At 67.0% G+C, this 14779-nt stretch carries 12 protein-coding genes; 4 read left to right on the top strand and 8 right to left on the bottom strand.

All coding sequences use genetic code 11. The annotated features are described in order from the left end of the window. Nucleotides 1–10: 10 nt before the first annotated feature. The 3 genes from AB4Z46_RS17510 (at nt 11) to AB4Z46_RS17500 (ending at nt 5857) form a co-directional block, all read left to right on the top strand. The gene (locus AB4Z46_RS17510; RefSeq protein ID WP_442284785.1) at nt 11–3484 is read left to right on the top strand and encodes a pilus assembly protein; all 3474 of its coding nucleotides are present in this window, start codon (nt 11–13) and stop codon (nt 3482–3484) included. A 220-nt stretch (nt 3485–3704) separates the two neighbouring features. After that, nucleotides 3705–4526, top strand: coding sequence for a DUF6502 family protein (locus AB4Z46_RS17505; RefSeq protein ID WP_442284784.1), 822 nt, complete (start codon nt 3705–3707; stop codon nt 4524–4526). Then, nucleotides 4523–5857 (top strand): DUF5666 domain-containing protein, encoded by a 1335-nt coding sequence (locus AB4Z46_RS17500; RefSeq protein ID WP_442284783.1) that lies wholly within the window; start codon nt 4523–4525, stop codon nt 5855–5857. The genes AB4Z46_RS17505 and AB4Z46_RS17500 overlap by 4 nt, the downstream gene beginning before the upstream one ends. 53 nt (nt 5858–5910) lie before the next feature. On the opposite strand, the gene AB4Z46_RS17495 is transcribed toward AB4Z46_RS17500, so the two are convergent. The 6 genes from AB4Z46_RS17495 to AB4Z46_RS17470 form a co-directional block, all read right to left on the bottom strand. Then, nucleotides 5911–6738: an ABC transporter ATP-binding protein gene (locus AB4Z46_RS17495; RefSeq protein WP_442284820.1), complete on the bottom strand. Its 828-nt coding sequence runs from the start codon at nt 6736–6738 to the stop codon at nt 5911–5913. Then, a complete protein-coding gene (locus tag AB4Z46_RS17490) occupies nt 6735–7802 on the bottom strand; it encodes a dihydrodipicolinate synthase family protein (protein ID WP_442284782.1) in 1068 nt (355 codons plus the stop codon). The genes AB4Z46_RS17495 and AB4Z46_RS17490 overlap by 4 nt, the downstream gene beginning before the upstream one ends. 27 nt (nt 7803–7829) lie before the next feature. Further along, nucleotides 7830–8681 carry a GNAT family N-acetyltransferase gene (locus tag AB4Z46_RS17485; protein WP_442284781.1) on the bottom strand — a complete coding sequence of 284 codons (852 nt, stop codon included), beginning with the start codon at nt 8679–8681 and terminating at the stop codon, nt 7830–7832. Beyond that, a complete protein-coding gene (locus tag AB4Z46_RS17480; RefSeq protein ID WP_442284780.1) occupies nt 8668–9732 on the bottom strand; it encodes an NAD-dependent epimerase/dehydratase family protein in 1065 nt (354 codons plus the stop codon). The genes AB4Z46_RS17485 and AB4Z46_RS17480 overlap by 14 nt, the downstream gene beginning before the upstream one ends. Then, the gene (locus AB4Z46_RS17475) at nt 9729–10538 is read right to left on the bottom strand and encodes an ABC transporter permease (RefSeq protein WP_442284779.1); all 810 of its coding nucleotides are present in this window, start codon (nt 10536–10538) and stop codon (nt 9729–9731) included. Before AB4Z46_RS17475 ends, AB4Z46_RS17480 begins: the two co-directional genes overlap by 4 nt. 90 nt (nt 10539–10628) lie before the next feature. Next, nucleotides 10629–11282 carry a TetR/AcrR family transcriptional regulator gene (locus AB4Z46_RS17470; protein WP_442284778.1) on the bottom strand — a complete coding sequence of 218 codons (654 nt, stop codon included), beginning with the start codon at nt 11280–11282 and terminating at the stop codon, nt 10629–10631. A gap of 95 nt (nt 11283–11377) precedes the next feature. Here AB4Z46_RS17470 and AB4Z46_RS17465 point away from each other — a divergent pair, with 95 nt between their 5' ends. Continuing rightward, nucleotides 11378–12385, top strand: a complete 1008-nt coding sequence (locus tag AB4Z46_RS17465) for an ABC transporter substrate-binding protein (protein ID WP_442284777.1) — start codon at nt 11378–11380, stop codon at nt 12383–12385. A gap of 19 nt (nt 12386–12404) precedes the next feature. On the opposite strand, the gene pgm is transcribed toward AB4Z46_RS17465, so the two are convergent. Then, a complete protein-coding gene (pgm, locus tag AB4Z46_RS17460) occupies nt 12405–14060 on the bottom strand; it encodes a phosphoglucomutase (alpha-D-glucose-1,6-bisphosphate-dependent) (protein ID WP_442284776.1) in 1656 nt (551 codons plus the stop codon). Between the two features lie 20 nt (nt 14061–14080). Beyond that, entirely contained in the window at nt 14081–14776 is a 696-nt protein-coding gene (locus AB4Z46_RS17455) for an HAD family hydrolase (RefSeq protein WP_442284775.1), read from the bottom strand. Between the last annotated feature and the right edge of the window lie 3 nt (nt 14777–14779).

The following is a 14779-nucleotide window of genomic DNA, read 5'->3' as shown; positions in this document are numbered from 1 at the left end:
AAGGTCACCGATGAACACCCTTGCCTTCCGACTTGTCCTGGCGATCCTCGCCGCCCTCGTGCTGCATTCGCGGGCAGCGGCCGAAGACATTGACCTGTATGTGGGCGGCGGGAGCGCGTCAGCGCCCAATGTTCTCTTCTATCTCGACAACAGCTCGAACTGGTCGAATAACGCCCAAGCATGGGCGTACTCCAGTGTCCTCGCGAAATGCAGCAGCTACACCGGTTCGGCGCAGACGACCTGCCAGCGCTATGTCAATCAGGTCTTCTGCGGTTCGACCTCGGCCTGCAGCGGGACGAAGCTGACTCTCGTGCAAGGGGACGTCGAAATTCGTGCTCTGCAACTCGTGCTCAACGAACTCGCGTGCAACCCGCCGGACGGCAAGCCACTGGACATCAATGTCGGTCTGATGATGTTCAACAGCGAAGGCTCGGTAGACAGCAACAGCTACATATCGGGGTATATCCGGCATGAGGTCAAGCCACTGAGTGTGCAGTGCAAGGACACCAGTGCGTTGACATCGATCGTTGCCGATCTAAGCGTCGCCAACACCAACTCCCCGGCTTACAAAGCCAGCTCATCGGTCCCCTATGGCTTTGCCCTCTACGAAGCCTTCAAGTACTTCGGCGGCCATTCGCGGCCAGGTCTGATCGCTTCAGGTTCCGGCGGTACGGCCGGCTCGCCAACGGGCGCCACCGGGTTTGGCCCCATACGCTACAGCAAGCCGACCTCCCTGGAGGATGTCAATGCGTTCACGACTGCCTCGAAGACAACATACAAGAGCCCGATCACCGACTCGAACAGTTGCGGCAAGAACTTCATCATCTTGATCGGCAATTCCATGCCCAACCGGGAAGGCGATGTGGATACCAACGCATCGCCGTATCCGAAGGAAACCCTGATGACGCGGCTGGGCTATGACCCGGGCTACCAGATCTACCCGGTTCCCCTGCCCAGCAATCAGAAGTCCGAAGTCCGCTTCGCCGACGAGTGGGCCAGATTCCTCTTCAGCACCGACGTAAGCCCCATCGACGGCCAGCAGAACGTCCAGACCTTCACGATCGACGTCTTCAACGACAAGCAGGACCTCCAGCAGTCAAAGCTGCTTCAGACCATGGCGGCGGTCGGCCGAGGCCATGCGCCCGACGACTACGCCGGCGGCTACTATTCCGTGGGTGGCGACCTGATGGCGCTGATCAACGCACTGAAGGAGACCTTGACGCAGATCGCGTCGGTCAACAGCGTGTTTGCGTCCGCCTCGCTGCCGGTGAGCGTGAATGCGCAGGGCACCTTCCTGAACCAGGTGTTCATGGGCGTTTTCAGGCCGCAGGAAGACGGCTATCAGCGCTGGGCCGGCAACATGAAACAGTACCAGTTCGCGCTCAGCGGCAACGCGCTCTCCCTCGTCGATGCCGTCGGCGCGCCTGCTGTCGATACGTCGAGCGGCTTCATCCAGAATTGCGCGAAGAGCTACTGGACGGAAGACAGCAACACCTATTGGCAGAGCGTCACCCCGGGGACCACGTCGAGTTGCGGAAACAACACGACTTATGCTGACTTCAGCAAGTACTCCGATGCGCCCGACGGTCCGCTTGTCGAACGGGGAGGCAGCGCTCAGCGGCTGCGCATTCTCGGGCATGCCGCCCGCAACATCCGGACTTGCACAGACATCGCTTGCAGTTCCGTGGTCGACTTCAACACGACGAACGTGACGATCGCCGCGGGCCTGAGCAAGGGCACCACCAGCGCGACCTTGGTCAACTGGGCACGAGGCCAGAATGTCGGCGACGGCCACAGCACCTTCGACAAGACCAGCGGCAATCTGGTCACCACGGATTACTCGACGAAGGACCCGATCACGGGCACGGTGACAGCCGGGCCCACCACTCGGCCGACGGTGCACGGCGAAGTGGTTCATTCGCGGCCCCTCGCGGTGAACTACGGCTCGGGCAGCACGAACGACGTCGTGGTGTTCTATGGCGCCGGCGACGGCATGTTGCACGCGGTCAGCGGCAATCAGACCGGCTCCGGCGCCGGCAACGAGCTCTGGGCCTTCATTGCGCCGGAACACTGGAAACGCACCGACAGCACGGGCTCCTGGAATCTGCTGGATCGGGTGCATTCGAACACTCCGGTGATCAGTTATCCCGGAGTGACGGTCCCCGGCGCCGCGCCGAAGACCTACTTCTTCGACGGCTCCATCGGCGGCTACCAGGAAGTGACCGGCGGCGCACTGAGCAAGCTGTGGATCTATCCGACCATGCGCCGCGGCGGCCGCGCCGTCTATGCGTTCGATGCAACGAAAAAGCCTGGTACCGGCGTCAATCAACCGACGCTGATGTGGAAGTTCAGCGACGCCGACGAGCCGAGCCTGGGCCAGAGCTGGTCCACGCCGGTCGCCATGCGCGTGAAGATCGGAACGGCAACCACCACGATGGTTGCCTTCGGTGCCGGCTACGACAACTGCGAGGACGGCGCCGCCAACGCCTGCGACGGCGTCACGCAAGGGCGCGGTATTTTCGTGATGGACGCAGCAACCGGCAAAGCGGCGAACTATCGATTCTTCGATCCGGGTTCGACGGCAGGCCGCTTCGTCGCCGACATGACGGCGGTCGACGCCAACAATGACGGCATCATCGACCTGCTGTATGCGGTGGACACGCGCGGCAATATCTGGCGCATCAACACCACCAACCCGAACAGCGGTTTCACGGGCTACAGCAGCGTCGCAGACTGGCCGATCCACAAGATCGCGACGGTGAGTGACTGGACCACGGCCTCGGAACGGCGCAAGTTCATGTACGCACCGAGCGTCGTCATGCTCGGCACGCAGGCCAGCGTTCTGGTCGGCACGGGTGACCGGGAAAAGCCCCTGGCTTCGGGCAGCGCCGCATCGGTCAACAACCGCTTCTACGGCATTCGGGACGACATCACCAAGGTTGGCGCGCTTGACACGAGTGGCTCGGCGGTGGCCAACACCCCCACGGTCGTGAACGGCGCCGGGACGGATGCCGAACTGGCCACCGCCAACAAATTGACGAACGTGACCAACGTCACCACGCTGATCGAACCGACGACCTTGGCGCCGAATGGTTGGTACAGGAATCTGTCCACCTCGAGCACGCCGTTCGAGCAAGTCGTGACCACGCCGCTGACCATCGGCGGCCAGACCTACTTCAGCACGTTCCAGGCCAAATCGAGCACCAGCACGAACAAGTGCTCGCTGGGTACCGGGCGGGCCTACAAGGTGGATTTCCAGACGGGCGTGATCTCGCCGAACTCGGATGGGGCTTATCTGCCGGACACGTTCAAGTCCGAGGGCATTCCACCCTCGCCCGTCGGCGGACTGGTGTCCATCGATGGCAAGACCGTGCCATTCTGCATTGGATGCACAGGTCCCACCGTCTTGTCTCCGAACAAGATCGTTCCCAAAGTCAAACCTGATCGCAAGCCGGTCTATCGCAGCCAGAAGATCGACAGCTGACCTGCTCGACGCCGGTCACCACCGGTGCATGGACGGTGGCCGATCCCGTCAACCCGAATCGGCCACCAGCAGTCAGGTCAGTCGACGTCGGCCAGACCGTTCGGCCCGGTCCGGCCGAATTTGGAGGCATGATCGCGCCTTTGTTATCTTTTGTTAGCCTTTGTTAGATTAGCACCCGCTCGACAGGGCTCGAACGATCAGCACGTCCCGATCACCCGCCATGGAAAACCAACTCGCCTGGGTCCAAGCCGCCTGCTCACGCATCTTGCGTCCGGTGGTGAGGCTCGCGTTGGCCATGGGGCTCAAGCACCCTCACCTCGAAGAGCTGCTGCGCGACCTCCTCCTGGACGAGGCGCGCCGTCTGTGGCGCGCCGAGGGCGTGAAGGAGCCCAACATCAGCCAGCTCTCGGTCGCGACGGGGCTGAACCGCAAGGCGGTCACGGCCAAGGTCCGGGAGCCGAACGATCATCTCGCGAGCACCGACGTATCGGCGGCAGCGAAGACATTCACGATGTGGCTGCAGGTGGTTTCCGACAACCCCGAGGATCGGCGACTGCCGATCGTCGGTGACGGCGATATCCAGTCGTTCGAAAAACTGGCCCGGCAGGGCAGCCGCGGCAACCTGCACCATCGAGCGATCCTGGACGAGCTGGTTCGGCTCAACATGGTGACCGAGGACGACGGCTACGCCGAACTCAAGGCCGAGGGCTTCGTTCCTTCGGGGGACCTGCAGTCGATGCTCGCATTCCTCGGCGACAACTCCCGCGATCACTTGCTTGCGGCGGTCTCCAACATCCTGGGGAACCGACCGCCGCTGCTCGAACGCGCAGTGTATGCAGGCGGCGTGACGATGCAGGACTGCGAAGATATCCACGAGATCGTTCGAGAGCGGTGGAGCGGCCTGCATCACGAACTCACCGCGCAGATGACGCGCGCTGTCGAATCGGCGGACCCGGGCGCATCAGGCCGGATCCGCGTCGGCATCTACACCTATTACGAAGACGCCAAGGGAACACCGGGCGCGACCGAGAGCAAATCATGAAGACCAGACCATGGCTCGTCAGCCTGACGCCGTTGTTGATCGCGCTGCTTCTTTCGTGCGGCGGCGGCGGGGGCGGCAGCCCGGTGGGCGGAGCCACTTCGGCCCAGGGAGCGGACGGCGCGTCCGCCGCCGTGCCATCGAGCGGCAATGCGGGGGGCGACGGCACCGGCGCCACAGGGGGAGCAGCCTCCACCGGGGGATCGACGAGCACGGCCTCGAATGGAGGAGACAACTCCGGCGTCGGGTCGGGCGGCACCGGCATCGGCACCGCGGATGCCGCAACCAGCGTAGGCGCAGTCGATGGCATGGGCAGCATCATCGTCAATGGGCTGCGCTACGACATCGACCAGGCCGTCGTGACTCTGGCGGATGCCGCGACTCTGCAGATCGGGATGACCGCCAAGGTCACGGGTCCGGTCGACGCCGCCTTTGCGAATGGCGTTGCCAAGCAGGTGGTCTCCGCGGTGGAACTGCGCGGAGCGGTCTCCGCCATCGATCCGATCGGCGGCAGCTTCGTGGTCTTGGGCACGACGGTGACCATCGACGAAACCACCGTCTGGGCCGACGTGCCTGGCCTCGCCGGCCTGGTTGCCGGCACCACGGTTCAGGTCTGGGGCTTGCCTTCGCGCCCCGGCGTGCTGCGCGCGACACGCGTGGAGCAAGCCGCCGCGAATGCCGCGCCCGTCGTCACGGGCACCGTGGAGCAGTTGGACAGGGCCAGAGGCACATTCGCACTGGGCACCCTGAGCGTCGCGTACGGTTCGGCAGCTTTCGCCGCCGGCATCGATGCCGGCACGCTGGCAAATGGCGCCATCGTGCGGGTCCGTGCCAACACCCAGGCCGCCGCCGGCCTGCTCGACGCCACGTCGGTGGAGAACTGGTACGCGATCCCCAAGGCGGGCGGCACGCCGATTCAGCTTGAGGGCGTGATCGGGAACTACACGGCGCTGGGTTCGTTCCAGCTCTTGGGGACGACCATCGACGCTTCGGCAGCCCAGGTCACCGGCGGCGCCGCCGCCAAGATCGGAAACGGGGTCACGGTGGCGGTCGGCGGGACCCTCGTCAATGGCGTGCTGGTCGCGACGAAGCTCAAGATCGTGCACATCCCCGGCGGCGGCGCATTGCCGTCCTACACGCTCATCGGCACGGTGGGCAACTTCGCTTCGCCGGCGAGTTTCCGCGTGCGCGGGCAACCGGTGGACGCCAGCAGGCCCGGCGTCGTGTTCGTCAACGGCACGCAAGCCGGCCTGGCAAATGGCACGAAGGTCACCGTGCTGGGCGCGCAGGTCGTGAATGGCGTGCTGATCGCCACCCACGTCAGTTTCGACTAGGGGTCTGTGAACAGGCCCTGGCGATCGCTCGCGCCTCGCTCGACCTGCCTTGGCTATTCCACGCCGAGCAGGTCGTAGATGCGGCGCACGTAGCCGCCGAACTCCGCATTGGTCTTGATGTGCAGCCGGCGCGGCGCGGGCAGCTCGATGGGGAAGAAGTCCGCCATCCGCGCCGGCCCTGCCGTCAGCACCGCGCAATGCGAGCCGAGGAACACGGCCTCCTGGATGCTGTGCGTGACCACCACGAAGGTCTTGCCGGTCTCCTCCCAGATGCGCAGCATCTCGAGGTTCATCTTCTCGCGCGTGAGCGCATCCAGCGCGCCGAAGGGCTCGTCCATCAGCACCAGCTTCGGGTCGTGGATCAGCGCTCGGGCGATGGCCGCGCGCTGCTGCATGCCGCCGGAGAGCTCGTAGGGCAGCTTGTCGGCGAAGCCGGTCAGGCCGACCATTTCGAGCAGCTCGTGCGCGCGCTGGATGGCGGGCTTGCGCGGCAGGCCCAGGATGTCGGCCGGCAGCAGCACGTTGTCCAGGATGGTTCGCCACTTCAGCAGCACCGGCTGCTGGAAGACCATGCCGACATCGCGGCCGGGGTTGAAGGCGGCGCCGTCGTTGCCGCCGATCTGCAGCAGACCGCCGTCATGGCCGTGCAGTCCGGCCAGGATCTTGAGCAGCGTCGACTTGCCGCAGCCCGACGGCCCGACCAGCGACACCATGTCGCCCTCGTGGATGTCCATCGACACATCCGAGACCGCGAGGAATTCCTCGTTCTTCTTGCGGTAGACCTTGCGCAGCTGGCGCATGCGGATCAGCGGCTCGGGCATGGCCAGACCTTCGCGCAGCGGCGCTTCGGTATTCGCCTTGGGAACGGCCCCGCGGATCATGCCAGCCACCGCGCCAGGTTGTCGCGCACGAAAGCATCGTCGCCAAGGTCGCCGTGCAGGCGATACACGCGGTCGATCTCTTCGGCCTGGCCCTTGCCGAGACCCTCGGCCGGGTCCAGGCACCAGATGCCTTCGAGCAGGCCCTGGCGGCGCAGCACCTCGTGGCAGCCGGCGATGCAGCCATGGAAATTGTTGGCGACGTCGAAGAAGGCCGAGTTGCAATCCGTCACCCGCGAGTCGAGCGCCAGCAGCGCCGGGCTCAGGGCGCCGCCGTTGGCGGACAGCTCGGCCTTGATCTGCGCGAGCTGCGCGACCGCGCTCGAGGTCCAGACCGACCAGTGGCCGAGCAGCCCGCCGCGAAAGCGCACCGTGACCGGCGCGCCGTCGCGCATCGCGCTGAAGGGCAGGGCGAGGTCGAGCACGATGTGGTCGTCGTTGCCGGTGTAGAGAAACACGCGCTCCTCGGCCCGCGCATCGACCAGCCCGCGCACCACGTCGATGGTGCGGTAGCGGTTGAAGGGCGCGACCTTGATCGCCAGCACGTTCGGGATCAGCGCGAAGCGGCGCCAGAAGTCGCTCGACAGCACCGGTCCGCCGACCACCGTCTGCAGGTAGAAACCGATCAGCGGAATCTCCTGGCTGACGGCCTCGCAGTGCGCGATCAGTTCGTCTTCCGAGGCCGACGCGACGGCGGCGAGGCTCAGCAGGCCGGCGTGATAGCCGAGGCCGACCGCGGTCCGTGCCTCGGCGAGGGCCTGCGCGGTGGGGCCGCAGAGGCCGGCGATCATCGCCATCGACCGCTCGGTCCAGGCACGCTGCTCGTCGATGGCGGCGCGCAGCACGGTCTCGTACAGGCCGCGCTCGCGAATGCTGAACTGCGTGGTGTGCACGCCCACCGCGAGGCCGCCGGCGCCGGCATCGACGTAGTAGCGGGTCAGGGCGCGCTGCCGCCGGCGGTCGAGCTGGCGCTCTGCGTCGAGCGCGAGCGGATGCGCGGGAATCACGGTGCCCTGCGCCAACAGGTCCAGCACCTGCGCGGGAAGATCAGATCGTTGCAACGGCATGAATGCTCCTGAAGAGAGGGGGGCGCCTCAGCCGAATTCCGGACCGGCGATGGCGTGGATGAAGGCGTTCTGGCCGCCGGGCACCGGCTCGCCGAGCGCCATGCGGGTGAAGCCGCGCTGCAGCACGAAGCCGGCGTCGGCGAGCTGGCGGCGCAGCAGCGGGCGGTCGTCGGGCACGTCGATGAAGAGCGGCTGCGCGATGCCGTCGCTCAACTCGCGCAAGAGCCCCGCCGCGCTGGCCTCGTCGGTCGCGACCAGAGGGCCGATGTGGTGGGCGATGCGGCCGCTTCGCACGACGGCGAAGGCCCGCGCATGGCGCACGACGCGCGAGTCTTCTCGGCGCATGAGCTCGCCCAGCACGGCGCCGCGCGCGAGGCCCAGCGCTTCGGCATCGAGCGCGACGAGGGCGTCGAGGCCTGCCGGGTCCTGGTGCGCGATCGGCGCCGTCGATGCGCCCGTCACGGCCTCGCGGTGCCAGCGCGAGAGGCCCCACAGCGGCGCGAAGGCGTACTGGCGGTACAGCCGCTCGCCGGACGGCGTCGCATCGAGCATCGCGACGCGGCCCGTGGCCTTCACCGTCTGCAGGCACTGCTCGAACACGCTGCGGCCGAGTCCCAGCCCGCGCGCTTCGGGGGCGACCAGGATCATGCTGATCCAGGCGGCGCGGGCGCCCATCGGCAGCACCGCCCCGCTCGCGACGATGCGGCCTTCGGCATCGCGCACCCCATGCACGGTCCCGTGACGCGAGAACAGGGCCCAGTCGTCCGCCGTCTGGTTCCAGCCGCTGGCGACCACGAGCGCGTCGAGCATCGCAAGGCTGCCGGCGTCCAGCGCGGGCAGTGTCTCGACGACGATCGCGCTCGGCTCAGTACTTGCCATCGCGCGATTCGAACTTGGTCGGCTTGCCGTAGAGCCGCTGCTCCCGGGCGATCCAGTCGGCCACCCAGCCGAGCAGTCGCGACAGCGGTACCTTGGGATAGCCGAACAGCCGCTCGGCTTCGCCGGTGTTCATGAGCCAGGCGGTCGGCGCCTCGCTGCCGGTGATCTCGACCGGCTTGCCGAAGCGGCGGCCGAACTCCTCGGCCAGCCAGCGGATCGAGGTGGTCTCCGGGCCGCTCACGTTGAGCGGCGAGGTCGGCACGGTGGCCGCCACCAGGCAGCGCAGCGCCTGCGCATTGGCGTCGCCCTGCCAGATCACGTTGACGTGGCCCATCGTGACGTCGACCGGTTCGCCGCGCCAGACCTTGATCGCCACGTCGGCCAGCACGCCGTAGCGCAGGTCGATCGCGTAGCTGAGCCGGAACAGGCGGCCCGGCGTGCCGTGCAGCTTCGAGAAGTACTCGAACATGCGCTCGCGCCCGACGCAGGAGTTGGCGTACTCGCCGGGCGGGCTGGGCTGCATGTCTTCCGATGCGCCCTGGCCGGTCACCGGCACGAAGGGGTACACGCAGGCCGTGGAAAAAGCCACGATGCGCGAGCGGCTGAAGGCCTGCGCCACCAGCGCCGGCACATGCACGTTCATCGCCCAGGTCAGCGGGTTGTCGGCATCGGCGCCGAACTTGCGGCCGGCCATGAAGATCACGTTGGGGCACTGCGGCAACGCGGCCAGCGCGGCAGGGTCCAGCAGGTCGCAGGCGATGGTCTCGATGCCATGGCCTTCGAGCATCTCGCGCATGCCGGGCTCGCTGAAGCGAGCCACCGCGATCACCTTGCGGCCTTGCGGCATCGCATTGCGCGCCAGCCGCGCCAGGGTCGGGCCCATCTTGCCGCCGACGCCGAGGATCATGAGGTCGCCCTCGAGGCGCGCCAGGTCCTCGACCAGTTCGCGCGACGGCGTGGCGAGGAATTCCTCCAGCGCGTCTTCGGTCTCGAAATGCGAAGGGAAATGGCGCTCGTCGAGCAGCGCGGGGGTGTGCGCGGAGGTGTTCATTGGATTCTTGCGTCCTGGGTGATGAAGTACCGTTCCATCAGCAAGACCAGCAGATAGAGCAGCACGCCGAGGCCGGTGATCAGCAGCACGGCCATGAAAACAGCGGGGGTGTCGAGCGAGGCCTGCACCTGGATCATCAGATAGCCCAGACCCTTGTCCGAGGCGATGAACTCGCCCACCACGGCGCCCGCGACCGCCAGGATGGTGGCGACCTTCATGCCCGAGAACACGTAGGGCAGCGAGCCCGGCAGCTGGATGTAGCGGAACAGCTGCCAGCGCGAACCGCGCAGCGCGCGCACCAGGTTCAGCAGGTCGGGCTCGGTCTCGTTGAGCCCGCGGATCGTGGTCAGGAGGATCGGGAAGAAGCAGAGGCTGAAGGTGATCAGGATGTTGGGCCCGATGCCGTAGCTGAACCAGACGATGATCAGCGGCCCGAGCGCGACCTTCGGGATCATGTTGAGGGTCACCAGCAGCGGAAAGGCCAGCAGCATCAGCCGGCGGCTGGTGATGAAGAGCAGCGCGCTGAGGATCCCGAGCACCAGCCCCAGCGCGTAGCCGCCGAACACCTCGAGCGCGGTCACGCCGGTGTTGTGCAGCCAGTGGTAGTTGGGGTTGGCCAGCGTGGCCAGCACCTGCGACGGCGCCGGCAGGATGAAGGTCTGGATCTTGAACACGCGCACCGCGAGTTCCCACAGCACGATGCACGCGACGTGGACGCCGACCACCGCGGCCCAGCGCTGCCATGCGGGATGTTCGGCGGAGGCGGCGGGCTGGTGGCCGGTGGCCGCAGGGGCGATTGCCGTCATATCGGTTTCTTTCTCACGAGGAGCGGTCGTGAGGAAATGATAGGACGGCGACCCCCAGGTGTCAACCAACCAGTTGATTAAATGGAGGGGTCAGGGCCGCAGGGCGTTCAGCGCGAACTCGATCACATGCCGCCGGCGCTGCACCAACGCGCCGCGCGACCCCAGCGACTTGCCGAAGATGGCCGACAGCGTGTGGTTGTTGGAGAAGAAGAAGTACGAGATGCCGGCGATCGAGATGTAGAGATTGATGGCGTCGAAGTCGGGCCGGAACACGCCTTGCGCCACGCCGCGCTTCAGCGTCGCTTCCAGCATCTCGATGAAAGGGGAGTGCATCTTCTGCAGCCGCTCCGAGCCAAGGATGTGGCTGCCCTGGCTGCGGTTCTCGTCGGTCAGCAGCGCGATGAATTCCGGGTGCTCGGCCAGGTAGTCGAAGGAGAAGGCGATCAGCTGCGTCATCGCCTCCACCGGCTCCAGCTCGCCGAGGGACAGGCGTTGTTCCTTCTCGCGGATCTCGGCGTAGACCGACTCCAGTGCCACCAGATAGAGCCCCTGCTTGCTCTCGAAGTAGTGGTAGACGAGCTGCTTGTTGACGCCCGCGACGCGGGCGATCTCGTCGACCCGCGCACCCGCGAAGCCGTTGCGCGAGAACTCGCCGACGGCGGCCTCGGTCAGCGCCGCGCGCGTGGCGGCTGCATCCCGGCGGGCGGTGACTGCGGCGGGAGCGGTGCGGGAGGTGGAGGCCATGGCGGGTTCTTCGTTCGTGCAGGTTGCGTGTCAACCAAACAGTTGGTAATATAAATTCTACGCCTCTGTCAATCTTCCCATTCTGGAGCGAGCCCATGCGAATCCGACCACCCGCCGTTCTTTCCGCCCTGGCCGCCGCCGCGCTGCTCGCGACCGCCGGCACTGCCGCAACGGCGGCCGAGCCGATGAACCTGATGCTCAACTGGACGCCGACCGCGGACCACGCGCCGATCTATTTCGCCAAGGCCAAGGGGTGGTACACCGAGGCCGGCATCGACCTCACGATCGAGGCCGGCAAGGGCTCGGCGCTGTCGGCGCAGCGCGTGGGCTCGGGCGGCGCCAACCTCGGCATCGCGGACCTTCCGACGGCGATCCAGGCGGTCGGCAAGGGCGCCGACCTGAAGGCCATCATGGTGATCTACGCCAACAGCCCGCAGGGCTTCTATTGGCTCAAGTCCTCCGGCATCAACGGGCCGAAGGACTTTGCCGGCCGCAAGATCGGCAATCCCCCCGGCGATGCGGCGCGCCTGATGTGGCCGGCGTTCGCCAAGAAGACCAGCATCGACCCGGCGGCCGTGAACTTCGTCAACCTGAGTCCGCAGGCCAAGGTCGGCGCACTCAAGAGCAAGTCGGTCGACATCATCAGCGACTTCTACAACGAGCATGACCTCAAGGTGCGCGAGTTCGGCCCCGACCTGGGCTTCGTCGCCTGGCGCAACGTCGGCGTCAACGTCTACGGCAATTCGCTGATGGTCAACGGCGCCTACCTGGCGGCCAACCCGGAGCGCGTCAAGAAATTCGCCGCGGTCACGCAGCGCGCCTACAGTGCCTGCGTGAAGGACTTCGCGCCCTGCCTCGACGCCCTGACCGCCAGCGCCAGCGGCCTGAGTCCCGACAACCAGCGCGACCAGTGGGGCCGCATCAAGCAGCTGATGCGCGACGACACCACGACCAAGGTGGCCCTGGGCGCCTTCGACGGCGGCCGCGTCAAGGCCGACTACGAACTGGTGCAGTCGCTGATCGGCCTGGACAAGCCCTTCGATCCGGCGCAGCTCTACACCAACGACTACCTCGACAAGAGCGTGCGGATGCCGGCGGAGTGAGGCCGGCCCGGGTGCGCCATCAGGACGTGGGGGAGATCGCCGCGTCGACGATGGTCTGCGCCTCGGCGAGGATCCGCTCCAGGTGCTCGGCACCGCGGAAGCTCTCGCCGTAGATCTTGTAGATCTCCTCGGTGCCCGAGGGGCGAGCCGCGAACCAGCCGTTCTTCGCGATCACCTTGATGCCGCCGATCGCGCCGCCGTTGCCGGGCGCGCGGCTCAGGATGCTGTCGATCGGCTCGCCGGCCAGCTCGCTGGCGCGCAACTGCTGCGGCGCCAGCGCCGCCAGCTGCTTCTTCTGCTGCGCGCTGGCGGGCGCGTCGATCCGGCTTGCGACCGGATTGCCGAATTCGTTCGCCAGCTGGACATAGAGCGCACCGGGGTCGCGGCCGGTCCGGGCGGTGATCTCGGCCGAGAGCAGCGCCGCGGTGATGCCGTCCTTGTCGGTGGTCCAGACCGAGCCGTCGCGGCGCAGGAAGGTGGCGCCCGCGCTTTCCTCTCCGACGAAGCCGAGCGAGGCGTCCAGCAGGCCGTCGGCGAACCACTTGAAGCCGACCGGCACTTCGAAGAGCCGGCGGCCGAGCCGCTGCGCGAGCGCATCGATCAGCCGCGTGGACACCACCGTCTTGCCCACGGCTGCACCGGCGCCCCATTGCGGACGATGCCGGAACAGATAGTCGATCGCGACCGACAGATAGTGGTTGGGCTGCAGCAGGCCGGCGCTGCGGGTGACGATGCCGTGGCGGTCGTGGTCGGTGTCGCAGGCGAAGCCGACGTCGTAGCGATCCCTGATGTCGAGCAGCCGCTGCATGGCATAGGTCGACGACGGGTCCATGCGGATCTGGCCGTCCCAGTCGAGCGTCATGAAGCCGAAGCGCGGATCGACCGTTTCGCTGACCACGTCGAGCTCGATCCGGTAGCGGTCGGCGATCGCGCCCCAGTAGTGGACGCCGGCGCCGCCGAGCGGATCGACGCCCATGCGCACGCCCGAGGCCCGGATCAGGTCCATGTCGATCACGCTGCCGAGGTCGCCCACATAGGCGGCAAGGAAATCGTGGCGGTGGGTGGTCGTTGCCCGCAAGGCCTGCTCGTGCGGCATCCGCCGGACGCCCTCGAGCCCTTTCTCGATGAAGCGATTGGCCGCGTCCTGCACCGGGCCCGTAATGTCCGTGCCGGCCGGGCCGCCGTTGGGCGGGTTGTACTTGAAGCCGCCGTCGCGCGGCGGGTTGTGCGAGGGCGTGACGACGATGCCGTCGGCCAGCCCGCGCGTGCGCCCGCGGTTGTAGGTGAGGATCGCGTGCGACACGGCCGGCGTCGGCGTGTATTCGTCGCCGCCGGCCAGCATCACCTCGACCCCGTTGGCGGCCAGCACCTCGAGCGCGCTGGCCGCCGCGGGCGCGGACAGCGCATGCGTGTCGATGCCGAGGTAGAGCGGCCCGTCGATGCCCTGCGCCCGGCGGTGGTCGCAGATCGCCTGGCTGACCGTGAGCACGTGCCATTCGTTGAAGGAGCGGTCGAAGGCGCAGCCGCGATGGCCCGAGGTGCCGAAGGCCACGCGCTCGGCCGCCACGGTGGGATCGGGGCGCTCGGTCCGGTAGGCTGTGAGCAGCGCGTCGATGTCGACGAGGGAGTCGTGGGGCGCCGGCTGACCGGCGAGGGGGCTGATGCGTGAGGCCATGGAAGCTCCTGGGTGGCGAGTCAGGGGGTGGACCGGGCCGCGCCCTGCAAGGCGGCCAGAGGCACGTCGCGCAGGTCGGCGATGCGCGCCAGCGTGATGTCCGGCGGGGGGTAGGCGCCGACGACCAGCGGATCGAGCGCGTAGTGGCCCTGGCGTGGAAAGACGGTGGTGAGGCGCTCGCCCAGCGCGGCCTTCATCGCCGAAAGGATGCGCAGCTTGTCGTCCACGATCACGTAGTGGCGCGCCGGGTAGCGCCTCTGCACGTCGTCGAGCATCCGCTCCTTGTGGATGTAGATCAGCACCCGGCCGTCGACCGCCTGCCAGAGCCCCGAGCGCTGCACCTTGTGTGGCTGGAACACCGCGTCCCCGTCCGAGAGGATCACCGGAGTGCCGAAGTGCTGCAGGTGTTCGACGACGCCCAGCGCACCCGCATAGAGGCGGTCGGCGAACGGGTAGTCGATCAGGAAGGCCGACATCTGCAGCAGCCGCGGGTCGCTCATGTCGTCGCGGCCGAGCTCGCGCAGGCGAAAGCGCTGCAGCGCGCCCAGGTAGTCGGCGTAGCCCAGTTCGCCGAACAGCTCCTCGAAGAAGGTCCAGTAGCGGTCGGCCCTTGCGTCGCCGAAGTTCCCGGCCAGTCGGCGTCGCAGGTCGTCGACCAGGGCATCGTTGTCGAACAGTGTGTTGTCGACGTCGAGCAAGAAGACGATGTCCTGCATCAG

It is taken from the genome of Variovorax sp. M-6, from assembly GCF_052114385.1.
Taxonomy (GTDB): domain Bacteria; phylum Pseudomonadota; class Gammaproteobacteria; order Burkholderiales; family Burkholderiaceae_C; genus Variovorax.
Note: the sequence above shows the minus strand (reverse complement) of the source record. Positions and strands in the feature narration are given on the sequence as shown.

Coding starts and splice junctions, on each gene's coding strand:
- AB4Z46_RS17495 (WP_442284820.1), bottom strand. CDS start 6,738: ATGATCCGCGGGGCCGTTCCCAAGGCGAATACCGAAGCGCCGCTGCGC.
- AB4Z46_RS17490 (WP_442284782.1), bottom strand. CDS start 7,802: ATGCCGTTGCAACGATCTGATCTTCCCGCGCAGGTGCTGGACCTGTTG.
- AB4Z46_RS17465 (WP_442284777.1), top strand. CDS start 11,378: ATGCGAATCCGACCACCCGCCGTTCTTTCCGCCCTGGCCGCCGCCGCG.
- AB4Z46_RS17455 (WP_442284775.1), bottom strand. CDS start 14,776: ATGCAGGACATCGTCTTCTTGCTCGACGTCGACAACACACTGTTCGAC.
- pgm (WP_442284776.1), bottom strand. CDS start 14,060: ATGGCCTCACGCATCAGCCCCCTCGCCGGTCAGCCGGCGCCCCACGAC.
- AB4Z46_RS17480 (WP_442284780.1), bottom strand. CDS start 9,732: ATGAACACCTCCGCGCACACCCCCGCGCTGCTCGACGAGCGCCATTTC.
- AB4Z46_RS17475 (WP_442284779.1), bottom strand. CDS start 10,538: ATGACGGCAATCGCCCCTGCGGCCACCGGCCACCAGCCCGCCGCCTCC.
- AB4Z46_RS17470 (WP_442284778.1), bottom strand. CDS start 11,282: ATGGCCTCCACCTCCCGCACCGCTCCCGCCGCAGTCACCGCCCGCCGG.
- AB4Z46_RS17510 (WP_442284785.1), top strand. CDS start 11: ATGAACACCCTTGCCTTCCGACTTGTCCTGGCGATCCTCGCCGCCCTC.
- AB4Z46_RS17500 (WP_442284783.1), top strand. CDS start 4,523: ATGAAGACCAGACCATGGCTCGTCAGCCTGACGCCGTTGTTGATCGCG.
- AB4Z46_RS17505 (WP_442284784.1), top strand. CDS start 3,705: ATGGAAAACCAACTCGCCTGGGTCCAAGCCGCCTGCTCACGCATCTTG.
- AB4Z46_RS17485 (WP_442284781.1), bottom strand. CDS start 8,681: ATGGCAAGTACTGAGCCGAGCGCGATCGTCGTCGAGACACTGCCCGCG.